Consider the following 17,259-nt stretch of genomic DNA (forward strand, 5'->3'; position numbering starts at 1 on the left):
AGTAGCCCGGCACCGCGCGGGTTGGTTGCGGTGCCGGGCTTTGAGCGAAGACTGGCCGGGGTTATTGATCTGGGTGGCAAATGTGTGATGTCAGGCGGCGTAGCGGACTTCGGGTTTGCCGAAGTAGGAGCGAACCCGGTCGGGCAGCTTCTGGAGCCGGTGGAGGAAGGAGCGTACCGCTTGTTTCAACTCGTCGCGGGTTTTCGGGGCTGTGCTGGTGGACATGGTGCGTTTGAGGTCGGCATTGAGTATCTCGTCGGGGTTGAGTTCGGGGCTGTATCCCGGCAGGAAGTGCATCTCGATCGCCTCAGCGTGCTTGGTGATCCATTGCTGGATGGTCTTGCGGCGGTGGACGGGGTGTCCGTCGACGATCAGGTGGACCTTGCGGTCCAGATGGCGGGTCAGCCGGTCCAGGAACGGCAGGAACACCTTGCCGTTGAACGAGCCGGTGTAGACGGTGAAGTACAGCTCGCCTTTGTTCCCGATCGCGCACATGGCGTTCACGCTGAACCGTTTGCCCGTTTTGCCCACCACCGGTGTCTGGCCCGCCGGTGCCCAGGTGCGGGCTACGGTGGCGTCGGAGCGGATCCCGGTCTGGTCCAGCCAAAGGATCAGTGCGCCCTCGCGGCGGGCGCGGGCGGCGATGGCCGGGTAGTCCTCCTCCAGCCATCGGCGTACGGACTCGGGGTCCTGTTCGTAGGCCTTGCGGATCGGTTTCTGCGGCGACAATCCCCAGGAACGCAGGTAGTTGCCGACGGTGCGCAGGTTCAACACGATGCCGTGGCGCACCCGGATCAGCTCGGCCACTGTCTTGCGGGTCCACACCAGGCCGGTCAGCCCGAACGTGGCCGGGGTGTGCTCGGCCACCGCATACCGCAGCTTGCGCTGCTGGCGGGCACTCAACGCTTTCTGCTCGCCGGGTTTGCGACCCCGGCGACGCCCGGTGAGACCCTTCGAGCCGCGTTTCCGCCACGCCTGCACCCATCTGGACACCGACTGCGGGGCCACCGCGAACACCCGGGCCGCCTCGACCTGCGTCATCCCACCATGAACAGCAGCGACCACCCTGCGCCGCAGATCCTCCTGCGCCTCAGGCGATAACCTCCGCGTGTCCCGCACACCAGCGATCATGCCAGAACAACGAAGATCACACCTATAAGTTCCCGATCAATAACCGATTGCCGCTTCGATAGCGCGTCGGTGGTCGGGCCAAATCGGCAGTTCGACGAGGTCACCGGTCTTGATCAGCGCCGCGCTCGGTCCTGGTTGGACGGTGGTGTCGGCAAGGTGGAAGTGCACCGTGAAGGTCACGGTCCAGAAGTTGATCGTGTGCGGGCTGCTGATGGGTCGGATCCCGCGCACGATTCGCTCAGCGCAGTCCTGACCCAGCAACACGCCCGCCTCCGTCTCGACTTTGCGCCGAGCTGTGGACTGGATGCCTTCGGCAGAGATCGGGCGCTGCCCGGCATTCCAGTGCAGATCGGTGATTACTGGTGAAAGGCCATTATTCGGATCTTGCGCAATTCCCCATGCTGGGCCTGGAGCGTCAGCCGCGTGTTGGCGTCATCGTTGGTAGACGCGCGTCTGCTGAGCGTTCAGGTCGGTGACGACGAACCGCTGCTGGGCGAAGGCTTTGGCGGTCTCGGTGATGGCGGGCAGCAGCCGGTCCTGGGCATGTAGTACGACGCCCACTTCGTCGTACCAGAACAGGTCAGCTGCGGTCTGACGTGCGGACACCAGTCGCGCCGTGCGGGTGTTCCGGCCGTCGCCGTGCGTGGCGAGTCGTGCCGCGACTTCGGCGGGCTCGTGCTGTGGCGCGTCGGGTTCGTAGCCCTCCCGGAGGCCGAGACCGACGAGGACGCCGTCCACGGGCGCCCGTTCCGGAACGACGGTCCAGTCGGTCGTCGAGATCAGCGTGCGTACTGCGGTGTCGCATTCCTCGGCCGGCGGAGTACCGAAGGTTCTGCTCGGGTCGCGGTAGAGCAGCAGCTCCTCGACCTGCTCGCCGACGTCACCGTACGCGAAGGCTGCGACCGGCCAGCCGGTGTCGCGGGCCAGGCCGGTGAGCACTTCCTGTATGTGCTCGAACGGCGTCGCCGGAAGCAACAGCGGGCATACCCATGCCTCGTCCGCGACGGCGGTTTCGGTATAGGCGGGAAGCGGTGATCACGTAGGTTTCTCCTTGATTCAGGCGAGGTTTCGGTGTTAGCGGCGGTGCGGGTTGAGCGCGGCGAGCATCGCGTCGAAGTTCTTGACCGGCTGGATTCGCCGGTGCTCGCCGGTCTCGATGTCGAGGTAACCCCACCGGCCGCGTTCTCCTGGCCCGCAGACCATGAGGCTGACGGTCCGGCCGGGTTCGTGGATGGCGGTGACCTCGTGATAGGTCCCGCGATCGACCGTGTTGGCTGCGGGACTGGCGTGCCGGACGCCGAGATCGGCGCGCACATCGCCGCGGGTGTCAACCCACCAGCGGTCCTCGTCGTAGCCTGCGAGCAGCACGTGCCCGGTGAAGGTCTTCCACGGGTGGTCGTGCGGCATCGGCTTGTCTCCGCCGCGCAGATCTGACCGGAACCACACGTTGACCTTGACCGTCTGCTCAGCGGTCTTGACGACCGTCAACTCCGCCTTCGACAGGTGCCCCTGATCGTCGGGGACGAGCAGCCAGTTGTCGGGCGCGACGAACTGTTCCCAGGTCAGCGCCAGGATCCCTGGAGCATAGGTGGCCATGCCGTCAGCAGTGGCGCCGTAAATGGTCTCGTCGAGCACAAGCCCCGGAAGAACTTCCACAGTGGACATGGATTCACCTCATAGTTCGGGTCGGACTGGACTCACATCAGGCTGCCGGTCTGGAAGCGGCCTGAATAGCGGTTTCGCGTTTCCAATACCAGTTACGTGGAATCAGGCCGTTGAGCAGGGGTGTTTCCAATCTGCACGATGGGGAGGGACCCCCCTGTTGGGGGTTGCCGAGCGATGTCGCGTGGTGTGGGCCCCCGGCGGGGGTCGGCGTGTCCGCCAGTTTCTCGAGCAGCCGGTCGAGCGCTTCTTGCCCGTCGTCGACGGCGGCTTGCTCGTCGTCGGTCGTGGGGATCTCGATCCTCATGCGCTGCACGTTCGCCTTCGCTTCGAGAAGCTGGGTGCGGCTGGAGTCTTTGGGCTGGTAGAAGTCGCATCGCGCGCACGCCGTCCGGTGGGAACACTGCTCGAAGAAGGTGTCGGTGCAGTAGCCGTGGCCGAGGTCGTAGTGCTGCCAGGGCTCGCCAGCGGCTGCGGCGCCGGAGGTGATGGCGTCGCGGTCGACCAGGACCTCGATGGTGCGGACGTTGCGGGCGAAGTAGCCGGCGTCGGTGTAGGCCTTGGACAGGGTGATCGGGGTGATTTTCGCGTAGTGCTGGGTGCTTTCGACCGAGGCGTCTCCGAGCCAGGCTTGCAGCTCGAACTGGGTGGCGATCGTCGACCGAGCCCGGTGGTTGGTGATGTTGCCGCGAATGTCGGCATGCTGCACAGATGAGCAGCAGCATGTGCTTCGGCGTGGCTGAACCATACCCGGATAGCCCAGTGGATGTGCCCTGGCTGGACCTAAAGTTGGGCGTCATGCGCTTGGGGTTGGTGTTGGGTTACTGGGATACGAACCGTCCCGCCGAACAGGTCGAGATCGCAGTACAGGCGGATGACCTTGGCTACGACTCGGTGTGGGCCTCGGACAGCCGGGGGCCGAACTGCTGGGGTGCGGAGGCGTTCACCACGCTGGCGTGGATCGCGGCGAAGACCACCCGCGTGCATCTCGGCGCGGCGGTCGCGCACATGGCGGCGCGTACGCCCGCGGTGACCGCACTCCAGGCGTCGGTGTTCAACCAGCTCAGTGGTGGCCGGTTCCTACTGGGACTGGGGTTGTCCAGGCCCGCCGCTGTGCGCGACTGGTACGGCCAGTCCTTTCCGCGCAGCCCGTTGGCCGCGACCAGGGACTACCTGGCTGCCCTCCGCCGCGTGTGGGAGGGCGGTGGGCCGTCGGTGTTCATCGGCGCGCTGGGGCCACGCAACATCGCGCAGACCACGCGGATCGCGGACGGCTGGCTGCCCATGCACTGGTCGCCGTTCCGCGCCACCGGATGTGCCGACGCGATACGCGACGCGCCACCGGGTTTCCGGGTCGCCCCATTGGCGCATGCGTTGCTGTGCCGGGACGTCAAGGCCGGTATCGCCACCGTCAAGGAAAGGCTCACGCACTACATCGGTGGGATGGGGCTCACCGGCGACAACTACCACGCCCGGCGCATGGCTTGGCTCGGATTCGCCACCGAGGCTCGTCGGGTACACCAGCTGTACGCGGCCGGCCGCCACGCCGACGCGGTCGCGGCGATGCCGGACGCCTTCGTCGACGAGACCTCCCTCATCGGCCCCGAACGGCGTATCGCGGAGAGGTTGACGGCCTGGCGGGACAGCGGGGTCACCGATCTGCTCGCGATCACCAACGACCTGGTCACCCTGCGCGCCTTGCCCGGCCTGGCTCGGTGACGCTTCAGGGGCGTGACGGCGTTGCCCTCTGCCCCGCTTGATCGCCGGCCGCGCATGCGGCCTGCTGTTCCTGTCCGAGCACCGGCCCGCACCGCCGGGCTCGAGAAGTGGCTGTTTAGTTTTTCCATAACAAGGCGCCAGCGCGGATACGGCGGACGTGTGGTAGATGGCGAACCGCTGTCCTCGGCGAGCGATGAACCAGGATGAACTTGACAAATGAGATTCCACATAACGCGATTGGAAACCCTGGGAAACCGGGGCCTGGTGGCGGTCAGCGCGGCGCTGTGGCGGCGAGGTAGTCGGTCCAGCTGGTGCTTGCCAGCGCCGCCCAGGAGAAGGTGGTGGTGATGTGTACGCCGAACAGATCGGCGACGACGACCGGTGGTAGGTCGGTGACCGCGTGGATCATCGCGGTGTTGCGGGCTCGGCGGTTGTGCAGGCCGTGCTGCATGAGGACTTCGCCGAGCGTCCCGGCGTGGCGCGGCTTGTGTGGGTATCGGCCGCGCAATAGGTAGGTGGGTGTTTCGGTGGTGGCGTAGGTGATGCCGGCGCTGGGTTCGGCGAGGTAGCGCTCGATAAGGCGGGCTAGCGATGGTGGCAGCAGTACCGGGTGCTGGGCGAGCGTGAGGTAGGCGTGCTCGCCGTCGCGGTGGAACTGGCTACGGGTGAGTTCGACGATGCGGGTGCTCGGCAGTGCGTAGAGCCGGACGAGGGCGCCGGCGATGCGTACGTCCAGGGGCAGGGTCTCTCGGTGAGGCAGCGGCGTAGCTGCTGGTAGTGCTCGTCGTCGGTGAGGAACTGCGAGGGCAGCCAGCGGCCAGGTGACGTCGTGGTGAGCTTGACGGTCAGGTGACGGGCGTGGGTCCAGCACAGGAAAGCGCGGAGTGCTTTGGCCCGGGTGGGGTGGAGTTCCAGCCAGCGTTCCAGATGCGCGGACGTGACGTCATGCAGCTGGAGGTCGTGGTCGTCGAGCCAGGTTAGGAACATGATGGCCGCGCGGATTTCCGCGCGGTCTCCGGCCGCGGCGTTCTCGGTGTAGCGGCCGCGGGCGGTTCGACGTCGGGCGGCGCGCAGCACGTCCCACTCGGCGAACGGTCGCAGGATCCGCTGCTGGCGGGGTGGAAGCTCTCGGAGCGTGTTGTCGGCCCACAAGCGTAGTTGCGCGAACTGTTCATGCCTGTCGGGCAGGACACCCGCCACGACAAGGGTTGCGCGGGTGAAGCGGGTGACCTGGTCTTGTGGGAGCGCATCGAGCGTGGCGTGGGTCAGGGCGTCCGGGCGCGCGGCGAATTCGGCCAGCAAGGTGGAGGTGTTCCGTCTCAGCCAGTTAAGGACGGACCAGGGATTCGCCGATTTCAGCACCTTAAGGAGCGGCTGTAGTCGCGGTGCCACGGTGCCGTCGCCGCGGTCAAACAGCTCGGCCAGGCGCTCGGCGACAACACAGCGGGTGCAGCAGCCGTCTGCGTAGATGTCGCCGGGATGGCCGCAGCGACGGCAGGTGAAGTCGAGGGAAGGGTGGCCCGCGCAGGGGCCGCAGATGTCCGTTCCGCGATCGTCGCGACCGACCAGAACTCGGGTAGTACCGCAGTGACCGCAGGGCGCCGGGGCGCGGCCGCGCCGCTGCCGGCACGTCGCGCAGACCGGCCCGAGCGGCCAGTTCGCCTTGACCCGCTTGGTATGACCGCAGATCGCGCACGGGCTCTGGGTGCCCGGGTAGCAGGTGGCGCAGTAGAACCGGCCGTCGAGGACGCTTCCGTCACGATGGCGACCGCAGGTAACGCAGTCGCCGAGGTTGCGGTAGCAGCGTTCGCAGGTGTCCGGTTTGCCGTCGCCGGCACGGACCACGATGGGCCGGTGTTCGCCGCACACCCCGCACTGCCGAGGCGGGGTCACGTAGCACTTGCGGCACACTGGCCCGCGGTCGGTGTTCGCCCTGACCGGCCGCATGTCGCCGCAGCCGGCGCACCGGCGCTCTGGTCGCGGAACGCATGTCCCGCATAGCGGCGCCGCGTCCTCGCGGCGCGCGGCTGGACGGCGTCGACGTCCGTGTCGCCTGCCAGGTTGATGGGACCGCCCTGAGCGGATTTCTGCCAAGGGGATGGGGCCACCCTGGTTGCCAATAGTGGGACCACCCGGCGTGTCGTCGGGGGTGGTCACCCGACGTCCATTTTGGATCATTTCAAGTCGGTCGACTTGGAGGTCCGTTGGCATGGCATTCTGGGAGGTCAGAGTGATCGAAGTACGCGAGGTGCTGCGGGCGTGGCTGTCGGGGGCGGGTCTGCGGGTGGTGGCCGAGCGGGCCGGCGTGGACCGGAAAACGGCCCGACGCTATGTGGAGGCCGCCCAAGAGGCGGGGCTGACCCGCGATGGCGGGGACGACCAGTTGACCGACGGGCTACTCGGCGAGGTGGTCGAGCGGGTCCGTCCGGTCCGCCCCAGCGGGCGCGGGGGCTCCTGGCAGGCTCTGGAGGCCCAGCGCGAACAGATCACCGAGTGGGTCGCCGCCGGGCTGTCGGTGGTCAAGGTCGGGGTGAAGCTGGAGCGGATCGGCGTGGTGGTGCCGTATCGGACGCTGCACCGGTTCTGCGTTGAGCGTTGCGGATTCGGCCGCACGGCAACGACAACGCGAGTGGCCGATGGTGAGCCCGGCGCTGAGCTGCAGATCGACTTCGCCCGTATGGGGCTGGTCAACGACGCGGCGCGGGGCCGTCGTCGGGTCTGCCACGCGCTGATCCTCACCGCCGTGTTCTCCCGGCACATGTTCGTGTGGTTGACCTTCTCCCAGACACTGGACGCGGTGATCTCGGGCTGTGAGGCCGCGTGGGCCTACTTCGGCGGGGTGTTCAAGGTCGTCATCCCGGACAACATGGCCGCGATCGTCGCCGACGCCGACCCGGTCAATCCGCGCTTCACCGCTGGGTGGCTGGACTACGCCCAGCATTGCGGCTTCGGAACAGACGCCACCCGTGTTCGCCATCCTCGTGACAAGCCGAGGGTCGAGCGGATGGTTCAGTACGTGCGCGGGAATTTCTTTGCGGGAGAGTCGTTTCTGGACCTGGCCGACGCCCAAACCCGCGCTCGATCGTGGTGTTCGACCACGGCCGGGCAACGCATGCACGGCACCATCCAGGCCCGCCCGCTGGAAGTGTTCACCGAGGCTGAGGCGCCGGCATTGCTCGCGTTGCCGGACAAGGCCTACGACGTCCCGATCTTCACGAAAGTCAAAGTGCACAAGGACTTCCACGTCGAGATAGCCAAGGCTCTCTACTCCGCCCCGTCGCAACTGGTGGGGCAGCGGCTGGAGGTGCGCGCGGACTCCGTGCTGGTCAAGCTGTTCCACCACGGCCGGCTGGTGAAAGTCCATCCTCGGCAGCGGCCCGGTGGGCGGTGGACCGATCCGGCCGACCTGCCCTCGCAGACCTCCGGCTACGCGATGCGCGATCTCGACTCGCTGGTGCGCGCCGCCCGCCGCCACGGCCACCACGTCGGCATCTACGCCGAACGGCTACTGCGGGTCGATCTGCCGTGGACCAGGATGCGGCAGGCCTACCGGTTGTTGGGCCTGGTGCGCCGCTACGGGCCCGGCCCGGTCGAGACGGCCTGCGCCAAGGCCCTGGAGGTTGACGTGGTGTCGGTGTCCAAGATCGCCTCGATGCTGGAAAAGGCCATCGAGACCACCCCGACGCTCAGTCCGCGCCAGGCCGCCGGAGGCCCGACCCGGTTCGCCCGTGACCCGTCCGAGTTCTCCAACCGGCGGCTGATCGTGCTGCGCGGCGGCCAGGACCCCGATCTCCCCGGCGTCGCCGGGGGTTGTGAACACGACAGCAGCGAACAGGACGGAGAACCCCAGTGACCACACCAAAAACCAACGGAAGGGCCACCTCCAAGGCGGCCCCGGCCGCGCCGGCGGTGATCGGCCCGGAACTCAAGCAGGCCCTGCGGACCCTCAAGCTCGGCCGGATGCTCGACACCCTTCCCGACCGGCTTTCCCTGGCCCGCCAACAACAACTCACCCACGTTGACTTCCTCGAACTCGTCCTGGCCGACGAGGTGGCACGGCGAGAGAACACCTCCGCCGGGCTGCGCGCCCGCGCCGCCGGTTTGGACCCGTCGATGCGCCTGGACACCTGGGAGGAGACCGGGGCGGTCCGCTACGACCGGCAGCTGTGGAACGAGCTGGTCAGCCTGCGGTTCCTCGACGGCCCGCACGGCGCCCTGGTCCTGGGAGCGGTGGGCGTTGGAAAGACGCACCTGGCCACCGCGCTCGGGCATATCGCCGTCCGCCGGCGCCGCTCGGTGCACATGGCGCGGGCGGACAAGCTGTTCAAGCGGCTCAAGGCCGCCCGACTGGACAACTCCCTGGACGCCGAGATCCGCAAGCTGGCCGCCGTTGAGCTGCTGATCATCGACGACTTCGCCCTCAAACGACTGGACGCTACCGAGACCACCGACTTCTACGAGCTCTGCGTCGAGCGCCACCAGAAGGCATCGACGGTGATCACCAGCAACCGGGACGCCAGCGAGTGGCTGGCCATGATGGATGACCCCCTGCTGGCGCAGTCCGCGGTCGACCGGCTGACCTCCACCTGCCACGAACTCGTCGTCGAAGGCGAGTCCTACCGGCAGCGCCAACGCCCCCGGGCCAGCGGCGGCGACCACGCCTGAGTTGACGATCAGGGCATCGACACCGATGCTCGATGACAGCCACGGGTGGTCCCTTGCTCTTGGCAACTCGGTGGTCCCATCACGGGCTCTGTCGCAATTTGCGTGATCAACTATTGCCTGGGTGATCGGCGCTGGCCTGGTTTTGCGATCATGGTTCGTGTGTGATGATCACGGTGTTGGCGTGCTGCTTCCGCATCTGGCCGGGGTGGTGGTTGAGCGGGTGGAGCAGGAAGACGCGGGGGTGCGGATCTGGGCATCGGCCAGGGCCTCCTCGGCGGCGTGCCCGGCCTGCGGCAACTGTTCGGCGCGGGTGCATAGTCGGTACGACCGCACAGTGGCGGACGTGGCGGTGGCAGGTCGGCCGGTGGTGTTGTGGCTGCGGGTGCGGCGGTTTTTCTGCACTCACCAGGACTGTTCGGTGCGGACGTTCGCCGAGCAGGTGGAGGGCCTGACCATGCGCCATGCCCGGCGGAGCCTGCCGCTGCGCGGGATGCTGGAGTCGATCGGGCTGGCGCTGGCCGGCCGTGCGGGAGCCCGACTGGCCAATCGTCTGGGGCTGCGGGCGGGACGGGACACGCTGTTGCGGCTGGTGCGAGCCGTGCCCGACCCGCCGGTGGAAGCGGTAACCGTGCTCGGGGTGGATGACTTCGCGATCAGACGTGGGCAGAACTACGCCACTATCTTGCTGGACATGGCCACCCATCGACCCGTCGATGTGCTGGAGGGCCGGGAGGCCGACACCCTCGCCGAGTGGCTCAAGAAGCATCCCGAGATCCAGGTGATTACACGCGATAGGTCCGGAGCCTATGCCGAGGGCGCTTCCCGCGGTGCGCCTCAGGCGGTGCAATGCGCGGACCGGTGGCATCTGTGGAAGAACCTGGGCGAGGCAGTGGAGAAGACCGTGCTCGGGCACCGCGGCTGCCTGATCGAGCCCGCCGTCGACGATGCACGCGGCGAGGGCGACACCGTTGCCGACGGCGCGGCCGAGGTGTCGCCGAGCCCGACACCGGTCGCAGAGCCAGCCGTCTCTGGCGAGGCCGCCGAATCCGGCCTGGCGGCGCGGATCCGCCAGCGGTACGCAGCCGTGCAATCCTTACGTGCCCAGGGCAAGCGCATCCGTGCGGTGGCACGCGAGCTCGACCTCGACCGCAAGACCGCGCGCCGATACTTCCAGGCCGGCAGCGTCGAAGAACTCCTCTCCAAGACCGCCTCCCGTTCATCCTTATTGGACGAATACAAGCCCTACCTGCACCAGCGGTTTAACGACGGCTGCGCCAACGTCTCCCTGTTGGTCCGCGAGATCCGCGAGCAGGGCTACGGTGGCAGCGCTCAGACCGTCTATCGCTACCTGCGTCCCTTCCGCTCCACCGGCAAAGCCCCCGAGTCCGCGCCGAGGCCGCCGAAGATCCGGGAGGTCGTCGGCTGGATCATGCGCGACCCCGACAACCTCCCGGACGACGACGGGCAACGACTCAAGGCCGTCCTGGCCCGCTGCCCCGAGTTGGAGGCCACCCGCCGCCACGTCGGCGCGTTCGCCAGCATGATCCGCGACCTGCGCGGCGATCTGCTGCCCGACTGGATGGACCGCGTCTGCGCTGACGACCTGCCCGCTCTACGCTCGTTCGTCAACGGCCTCCGCCAAGATCTGGCCGCGGTGACCGCCGGGCTCACCCTCACCTGGAGCAATGGCCCAACGGAAGGGGCCGTGAACAGGGCGAAATACCTGAAAAGGCAGTCCTTCGGGCGGGCCAAACTGGACCTACTACGCAAGCGCATCCTGCTCACGACATGATCCCCAAGATCCAGCCACCAAAAAGTTGATCACGCAATTTGCGACAGAGCCCATCACGTCGGCAAGCGACAACGTCCGCAGCTCGCGCAATCCTTGAAAATCGCAGGGTCTTTGCGATAGCAGCTCTGGCAGATCGGCCCTTCAGGACGGTTCGCGTTGATTGGGCGGTCCCGCCCGCACCGGGCGCAGCGGCGCACCCTACGGCGGTTGTCGCAGGTTGAGCAGACGCGCCCGGCCGCGCCGACCAGCGGCAGACGGCAGCCGGTGCGGCCGCATTCCGCGCAGCCCAGCAGCGTCACTGCCGCACCGTGGCCCGCCGCGTCCAATGCCCGCAGCAGCTCGACCAGGGCGAGCGGAGCATGCGGTGACGGCTGGGTGAAGGCGTCTCGGTGCTCGGCCAGGTGTGCGTCGAGTGCGTAGGCGATTTCGGGGATTCCAGGCTCGTGCCTGCTCCAGCAGTTGCTGCGCCTGTCCCGGCGGCAACGTGTCACCAGTTGCCGCTTCCACGCGGGCGACCAGGCGCGCCCGAACGGTGGCCAGCCGTGCGCTGGCGGTGGCGCGTTGACGTGGCGCGGAGCTCATGCCGACCCTGGCCGGCCAGGTCGTCGGATGACGGTGCGCTTGGGCTGCGGCGGCGCGGATTCCGGGCCTCCGCTGCCGGTCTTGCGGACCTGTTTGTTCACCACCTCTGGCTTGATCAGGTCGTTGGGGGTGCAGTCGAGGATGTCGCACAGCGCCATGAGAGTGTCCATGCTCATGCGCTGCGGTGGCTGGGTGACCAGGCGGTAGACCTGCTCGCGGGACAGCACCACCCCACGCTCGGCCAGCAGCGGCACCAAATCAGCCGAAGCCGCCCCTCGATGGTGTTCTGCCGCAGGAATCGAGCTGACTGCTGCCGCCGCCATCCCTCCAGCATCGACTCGAACACGGCTGCCGCCGGATCGAGATGGACGACGTTTCCCGCCAACAGGAGATGAGCCGAACCGGGATTCTGGGCAGTCACCCGACATAACGCCGCAGCGTTATCGCGGGCGCGGCGCAGCCAGGACCGCACGGTCCCGGCGGGCACGCGAAGCCGGGCAGCGATCCTGCGGTGGCCGACACCGAGCACGCCGGCTGCCAGCGCCGGGCCGATCACCCCGAGCGTGTAGGAGCGGCCCGCCAGCAGCTCGGCGGGCAGCACGGTATGGGTCCGGCCACACGTCTGACAGCGTGCGCGATCGGGGCGAATGGTGCGGGTGCCGTGATGGTCGACGACCGTGCGTTCCCGGGTGCGGCCCCAGGGCCGCAGCGTCCCCGCGCACTCGGGGCAGCGCAGCCTTCCGGCGGCCAGCGCGCGTCGGGCGGCCTCGGTGTCGACGACCTCGATCACGACTCATCCCTTGAGCATCCAAGAGCTGCCAGCTTTTGGGGAGGGGCAGCTGGTGTTGTGACTGGCTTGACCCTACAGCCACTGCCACGATCACCGCACGGCCCGACTGGTTCCCACGTCGACGACGAGATGGTCCCCTCCCGGCTGCCTACGCCCTGCTCGCCCGATCAACGACCGTCTCATCAGCACGGTGACGGCGCCGAACAACTCGCACCCGCCCGAAATCCCATCCGCACCGGCGACGGCGACAACCGCTGATTACGTCGTCATCCACATCGGCGGCGGACACCTTGGCTTCGGATCCGGCGTGAACGTGCTCGACTGAGGAAAGTAGCAGTCGAACACGATTGTCGTGGCGGAGCACTCTTCGGGGCTCCACTTGAGGGGATCGGTTTGTTTGATTCGCGGCCGCACCTTAGAAGAGTCATTCAGTAGCAGTGACGGCTGAACCTGACCCTGTTGTGTCGTACCGAAAGTGCCGTTCTAGAAACTGTCCCCGAAGTTGACATGGGGGCCTCCTGCGTTCGACGGTGCGTGAGGAATGCGTTCTAGGGTGGCTGTGCGGAGTTGGCCGCGGCGATCGTCGGCGGGCCTCGGGCACGGAAGTCTTTCCGTCACCGATGGTGGACTTGCACGGCGGAAATAGGGATGGGAGCGGGACTTTCGTGACGCGGTTCGACTACATCATCGTTGGCGCGGGGCCGGCCGGGTGTGTGCTTGCCAACCGCCTCTCAGCAGACCGGACGGTCAACGTGTTGCTGATCGAGGCAGGAGGCCGGGACAGCAATCCGCTCATCGCGATTCCGGGTGCGTTTCCCAAACTGCTGAGCGATCCGGCGACCGCATGGCATTACTCCACCCGCCCGTTCGGGCCGTCGCAGCAGGTCGAGCACTGGGTGCGAGGCAGGACGCTCGGAGGGTCGAGCTCGATCAACGGCATGGTGTACAACCGCGGGAACCGCGCGGATTACGACGCACTCGTTCGGCTCGGCAATCCGGGCTGGGGCTGGGACGACATGCTGCCGGTCTTCAAGGAGATCGAGAACAACGAGCTCGGCTGGTCCGATGTCCGAGGAACGGGTGGGCCGCTGCACGTCTCGACCGCCGACGGGACGGAGCCGTTGCTCGACGATGTGATCACCGCCGGCACCGAGTTGGGGTGGTCGAGGGCGCGGGACCTCAACGAGACGGACGAGGAGCGGATCGGATACGCGACGGCGACGATCCGCGACGGCGAGCGGGTCAGTGCGGCCACGGCGTTCCTGCACCCTGTCATGGACCGTCCCAATCTGACCGTCGTGCTGGACACGACAATCGATCAGGTGGTGGTCGAGGGCGGCCGGGCGATAGGCGTTCGAGGACGCCGGAAGGAACAGGCCGTCGAGTGCCACGCCGCTCAGGAGGTGGTTCTCGCGGCGGGCAGCATCGCTACGCCCCGGATACTCCAGCTGTCCGGCATCGGTCCGGCGGACACGCTGCGTGCCGCGGGTGTAGAGGTCGTGGTGAACAGCCCGAACGTCGGCAACCGCATGCGCGAGCACCGCATGTTCAGGTTGCAGTTCCGGCTCGCGGAAGAGGTCGGTTACAACAAGTTGCTCGGCACCGAGGACGGTCAGCGGGCTGCGGCCGAGATGTACCAGAGGGACCGGCGAGGGCCGTTGGCGTTGCCTTCGTTTGACATCGTTGGGTTCTTCAAGACCCGCCCAGAGCTGAGTCGGCCCGATGCTCAGTTCCAGGTCGCACCGTTCTCGATGCGGCTGCCCGAACCCGGGAAGCTTCCGGAGATCGAGCGAGCGCCGGGGATGTGGTGCATCGCCTATCCGTTGCAGCCGAACAGCGAGGGCAGCGTCCACGTCACCTCGGCGGATCCCGACGCGCCGCTGGCCATTGATCCCAACTACTACGCCACCGAGTCGGACCGCACTACGGCGGTGGCCGTATTCCGCAGGATACGCAGCCTGTTCACCACGAGGGCGCTTTCGCGCTGGATCGAGCACGAAATCGTGCCCGGGCCCGATGTGCAGACTGACCAGGACATCGTCGACGTCGGAATGGAAGCGGGCCTGTGCGGTTATCACGCCGTCGGCACCTGCGCGATGGGGGCGGACGAAGACGACGTGGTCGATTCGCGGTTGCGGGTGCGCGGGGTAACGAACCTGCGTGTCGTAGACGCCTCTGTGCTGCCGATCATGGTCTCCGGCAATCCCACTGGGCCTGTTACAGCCTTGGCCCTGACTTTTCATGTGGGTCGGTTGTGTTGCGGCGTGCCTGAACACAGAAAGTGCTCCTGACCTGGGAGGATACGGGTGTCTGACGTCCGTATCGCAACCAAGGTGAGGAGCACTTTCGAGGTGCAGGCTACTGGGTGGTCGCGGGGTTTGGAAGTCACCGCTGATGGTGAGGGGATCGTGTCGCACGCCGGGCTTGCGCTGCTGCGCGGGTTGACCGATAAGACGGGTTTGACCGCAGGCTTGTCGAAGGCGCTGGCCGGCACCCGGTTGCTGGTGCATAACCGGGGCCGGGTGGTAGCGGATGTGGCGTGCGCGATCGCCGACGGGGCGCGGGCGATCAGCGATTTCCGGGTGATGGGTGACCAGCGGGAGCTGTTCGGGCCGGTGGCGTCGGTGCCCACCGCGTGGCGGACGTTGGAAGAGATCGCCGACGGCGGAACCCGCACGGCGAAGAAGATCACCGCCGCAGTGAACACTGCCCGCCGGTATGCGTGGGACCAGATCGTGACACGCCACGGCACGCTTCCCGGGGTGCGCATCGCGGACAAGACCCTGGAGGGGGTGACCTGCGTCCGCATCGACGCGACGGTCACTGACGCGCATTCGGACAAGGAGTGGGCGGAGGCGAACTTCAAGGGGTTCGGCCATCACCCGCTGCAGGCCTACTGCGACAACACCGGGGGTGAGCCGCTGGCGTGGATGCTGCGCCGCGGTTCGGCCGGCAGCAACACAGCCGAGGACCACATCGCCATCACCGATAGTGCGATTGCCGCGCTGCCACAACAGTTTCGGAGGCGGTTGATGGTCACTGTGGACGGTGCCGGCGCCAGTCACGAGCTCATCGCACATCTGGACAAGCTCGCGTCCCGGCGCGGATACCAGCTCATCTACTCGGTGGGGTGGGCGCTGACCGAGCGGGAGAAGACCGCGATCCGGCTGGTGCCCGAGCGGGCGTGGGTGCAGGCGATCGGGCCGCGCGGGCAGCTGCGTGAGCGACGCGCCGAGGAAGCCTGCGACAACCCCCGGTGCACACACGCCCGCTGCTGGGTCGAGCAGGCCCACGTGGCCGAGCTGACCGGGCTGCTGCGGCAGGGACCAGGCGGCGACCAACTCTCCGCCTGGCCGGAGAAGATGCGGGTGTTCGTGCGTCGCGAACGTCCCCATCCTGGGGCGCAGCTGACCCTGTTCGAAACCCAAGACGGGTGGCGCTACACGCTGTGGGTCACCAACCGTCCCGAGACCACGAAGGGGTGGCTGGGGCAGTCGCAGTACATCGACGCCGCGCACCGGGTGCACGCCCGGGTGGAGGACTGCATCCGCACCGGCAAGGACACCGGCCTGGGCCGATTCCCCTCCCGCGACTTCGCGATCAACACCGCCTGGCTGACCACATCCATGACCGCCGCCATCCTGCTCTCCTGGCTCAAACTCCTCGCCCTCGACGGCGCTCTGGCCAAAGCCGAGCCGAAAACGTTGCGCTACCGCATCCTGCACACCGCGGCCCGCCTCGTCCGCGGCGGCCGCCGACGACGACTCAAAATTCCCCGCACCTGGCCCTGGGCCACCCAGATCGAGAGCGCCTGGCAGCGCATCACCGCCCTGCCACAAGCACCCTAACCAGCGCCAACCCGCCCCTACGACCCAAGAAAGACCCCGGGGCCCGTGGAACCCCGGCCACCCGGCCCGACAGCCGGGCAACCATCACGCCCAGGCCGCGAAAACCAGCCCCACCACAGCAAAACCCAACCCCCTCACCCGCTCACCGACCGCCATGAAAAGTCAGGGTTGGCGTGGCGAGCAGCCGACTTGATCATCGATGGCGCCTGAATCGGCATTCCTCTCCTCGATCACTCTCGATGTTCGGCGCGAACACGCGTTCCCGATCATCGACCTGTTAGCGTCACGGCATGAATTCGGTTCTGAAAAGGACGGCGATCGTGACCGGTGGCGGAACAGGGATTGGGCGTGCCGTCGCGGAGGAGTTGATCACGGCTGGTTTCAGCGTGGTGATCACCGGGCGTCGCCGTGGTGTTCTGACGACCACTGCAGAGGAGATCGGGGCGGCCGTCCTCGATTTTGACGTGACCAAGCCCGCGCAGATCGAAGCCGCGCTCGCGGAATTGCCGGCCACCGTGCACGTGCTGGTGAACAACGCCGGCGGGAACACGGACATCGGCGCCGAGGCTGTCACAACTCTTGCCGGTCTACGGGACTCCTGGCTGGCCAACTTCGAATCGAATGTGATTGGTGCCGTTCTGCTGACTAATGCAGTCGCCGACCGCATCGCCGCGAGCGGTCGGGTCATCAACATCAGTTCGATTGCCGCCCGCAAGGGTGTGGATGGTTATGGCGCGGCAAAAGCGGCTATCGAAACGTGGACCATCCAGCTGGCCCGCGAGCTGGGGCCGCGTGGAATTACCGTGAACGCGATTGCGCCGGGACTGATCGAGGACACCGACTTCTTCGGGGGTGCGCTGTCCGAGGAGCACAGGACGGCGATAATCGAGCACACCGCGACCAAGCGGGCGGGTTTCCCGAAGGATGTTGCCGCCGTTGCGGGATTCCTTGCCGGAGAGCGATCCGGGCATGTCACAGGCCAGGTGATCCCGGTCGACGGCGGGGCTGAATAGCCACAATCGTGGTATCTCGCGCAGTGGTTTCTTGGATATTCTTGATCCAGTCACGGT

At 67.2% G+C, this 17,259-nt stretch carries 16 protein-coding genes; 7 read left to right on the forward strand and 9 right to left on the reverse strand.

Features of this window, described 5'->3' with window-relative positions:
- Nucleotides 1–90: 90 nt before the first annotated feature.
- From FDZ84_RS28605 to FDZ84_RS28625, 5 genes are all read right to left on the reverse strand, one after another.
- Nucleotides 91–1,131 carry an IS630 family transposase gene (locus FDZ84_RS28605; RefSeq protein ID WP_168588396.1) on the reverse strand — a complete coding sequence of 347 codons (1,041 nt, stop codon included), beginning with the start codon at nucleotides 1,129–1,131 and terminating at the stop codon, nucleotides 91–93.
- Nucleotides 1,132–1,167: 36 nt separating this feature from the next.
- Nucleotides 1,168–1,395: a hypothetical protein gene (locus tag FDZ84_RS28610; RefSeq protein ID WP_168588397.1), complete on the reverse strand. Its 228-nt coding sequence runs from the start codon at nucleotides 1,393–1,395 to the stop codon at nucleotides 1,168–1,170.
- 168 nt (nucleotides 1,396–1,563) lie between these two features.
- Complete coding sequence (locus tag FDZ84_RS28615; protein WP_168588398.1) at nucleotides 1,564–2,106, reverse strand: hypothetical protein; 543 nt, start codon at nucleotides 2,104–2,106, stop codon at nucleotides 1,564–1,566.
- A 99-nt stretch (nucleotides 2,107–2,205) separates the two neighbouring features.
- Nucleotides 2,206–2,796 (reverse strand): hypothetical protein, encoded by a 591-nt coding sequence (locus tag FDZ84_RS28620; protein ID WP_168588399.1) that lies wholly within the window; start codon nucleotides 2,794–2,796, stop codon nucleotides 2,206–2,208.
- A gap of 37 nt (nucleotides 2,797–2,833) precedes the next feature.
- Nucleotides 2,834–3,502, reverse strand: a complete 669-nt coding sequence (locus tag FDZ84_RS28625; RefSeq protein ID WP_246868496.1) for a hypothetical protein — start codon at nucleotides 3,500–3,502, stop codon at nucleotides 2,834–2,836.
- Between the two features lie 26 nt (nucleotides 3,503–3,528).
- On the opposite strand from FDZ84_RS28625, the gene FDZ84_RS28630 reads away from it, so the two are divergent.
- On the forward strand, nucleotides 3,529–4,512 hold the full coding sequence (locus tag FDZ84_RS28630) for an LLM class flavin-dependent oxidoreductase (RefSeq protein ID WP_210435181.1): 984 nt from the start codon (nucleotides 3,529–3,531) through the stop codon (nucleotides 4,510–4,512).
- A gap of 271 nt (nucleotides 4,513–4,783) precedes the next feature.
- Here the strand turns inward: FDZ84_RS28630 and FDZ84_RS38140 are convergent, their stop codons facing one another.
- Both FDZ84_RS38140 and FDZ84_RS28635 read right to left on the reverse strand, forming a co-directional pair.
- Complete coding sequence (locus FDZ84_RS38140; protein WP_210435182.1) at nucleotides 4,784–4,963, reverse strand: hypothetical protein; 180 nt, start codon at nucleotides 4,961–4,963, stop codon at nucleotides 4,784–4,786.
- Nucleotides 4,964–5,097: 134 nt separating this feature from the next.
- Nucleotides 5,098–6,405 (reverse strand): hypothetical protein, encoded by a 1,308-nt coding sequence (locus tag FDZ84_RS28635; RefSeq protein ID WP_210435183.1) that lies wholly within the window; start codon nucleotides 6,403–6,405, stop codon nucleotides 5,098–5,100.
- 316 nt (nucleotides 6,406–6,721) lie between these two features.
- On the opposite strand from FDZ84_RS28635, the gene istA reads away from it, so the two are divergent.
- The 3 genes from istA (at nucleotide 6,722) to FDZ84_RS28650 (ending at nucleotide 10,969) form a co-directional block, all read left to right on the forward strand.
- Nucleotides 6,722–8,365, forward strand: a complete 1,644-nt coding sequence (istA, locus tag FDZ84_RS28640; RefSeq protein WP_246868497.1) for an IS21 family transposase — start codon at nucleotides 6,722–6,724, stop codon at nucleotides 8,363–8,365.
- Nucleotides 8,362–9,177 (forward strand): IS21-like element helper ATPase IstB, encoded by an 816-nt coding sequence (gene istB / locus FDZ84_RS28645; RefSeq protein WP_246868476.1) that lies wholly within the window; start codon nucleotides 8,362–8,364, stop codon nucleotides 9,175–9,177. The genes istA and istB overlap by 4 nt, the downstream gene beginning before the upstream one ends.
- Before the next feature lie 181 nt (nucleotides 9,178–9,358).
- Nucleotides 9,359–10,969 carry an ISL3 family transposase gene (locus FDZ84_RS28650; RefSeq protein ID WP_210435184.1) on the forward strand — a complete coding sequence of 537 codons (1,611 nt, stop codon included), beginning with the start codon at nucleotides 9,359–9,361 and terminating at the stop codon, nucleotides 10,967–10,969.
- 578 nt (nucleotides 10,970–11,547) lie between these two features.
- On the opposite strand, the gene FDZ84_RS28655 is transcribed toward FDZ84_RS28650, so the two are convergent.
- Both FDZ84_RS28655 and FDZ84_RS39480 read right to left on the reverse strand, forming a co-directional pair.
- Nucleotides 11,548–11,805: a helix-turn-helix transcriptional regulator gene (locus FDZ84_RS28655; protein ID WP_246868498.1), complete on the reverse strand. Its 258-nt coding sequence runs from the start codon at nucleotides 11,803–11,805 to the stop codon at nucleotides 11,548–11,550.
- Nucleotides 11,724–12,341, reverse strand: a complete 618-nt coding sequence (locus FDZ84_RS39480) for a DUF6431 domain-containing protein (RefSeq protein ID WP_246868499.1) — start codon at nucleotides 12,339–12,341, stop codon at nucleotides 11,724–11,726. Before FDZ84_RS39480 ends, FDZ84_RS28655 begins: the two co-directional genes overlap by 82 nt.
- A 665-nt stretch (nucleotides 12,342–13,006) precedes the next feature.
- On the opposite strand from FDZ84_RS39480, the gene FDZ84_RS28665 reads away from it, so the two are divergent.
- The 3 genes from FDZ84_RS28665 (at nucleotide 13,007) to FDZ84_RS28675 (ending at nucleotide 17,202) form a co-directional block, all read left to right on the forward strand.
- Nucleotides 13,007–14,632 (forward strand): GMC family oxidoreductase, encoded by a 1,626-nt coding sequence (locus FDZ84_RS28665; RefSeq protein WP_168588401.1) that lies wholly within the window; start codon nucleotides 13,007–13,009, stop codon nucleotides 14,630–14,632.
- Between the two features lie 15 nt (nucleotides 14,633–14,647).
- Complete coding sequence (locus FDZ84_RS28670) at nucleotides 14,648–16,189, forward strand: IS1380 family transposase (RefSeq protein ID WP_246868362.1); 1,542 nt, start codon at nucleotides 14,648–14,650, stop codon at nucleotides 16,187–16,189.
- Between the two features lie 290 nt (nucleotides 16,190–16,479).
- The gene (locus FDZ84_RS28675) at nucleotides 16,480–17,202 is read left to right on the forward strand and encodes an SDR family NAD(P)-dependent oxidoreductase (RefSeq protein ID WP_210435186.1); all 723 of its coding nucleotides are present in this window, start codon (nucleotides 16,480–16,482) and stop codon (nucleotides 17,200–17,202) included.
- The last annotated feature ends 57 nt before the right edge of the window (nucleotides 17,203–17,259 follow it).

This window comes from Saccharopolyspora sp. ASAGF58, assembly GCF_012277335.1.
Taxonomy (GTDB): Bacteria; Actinomycetota; Actinomycetes; order Mycobacteriales; family Pseudonocardiaceae; genus Saccharopolyspora; species Saccharopolyspora hattusasensis.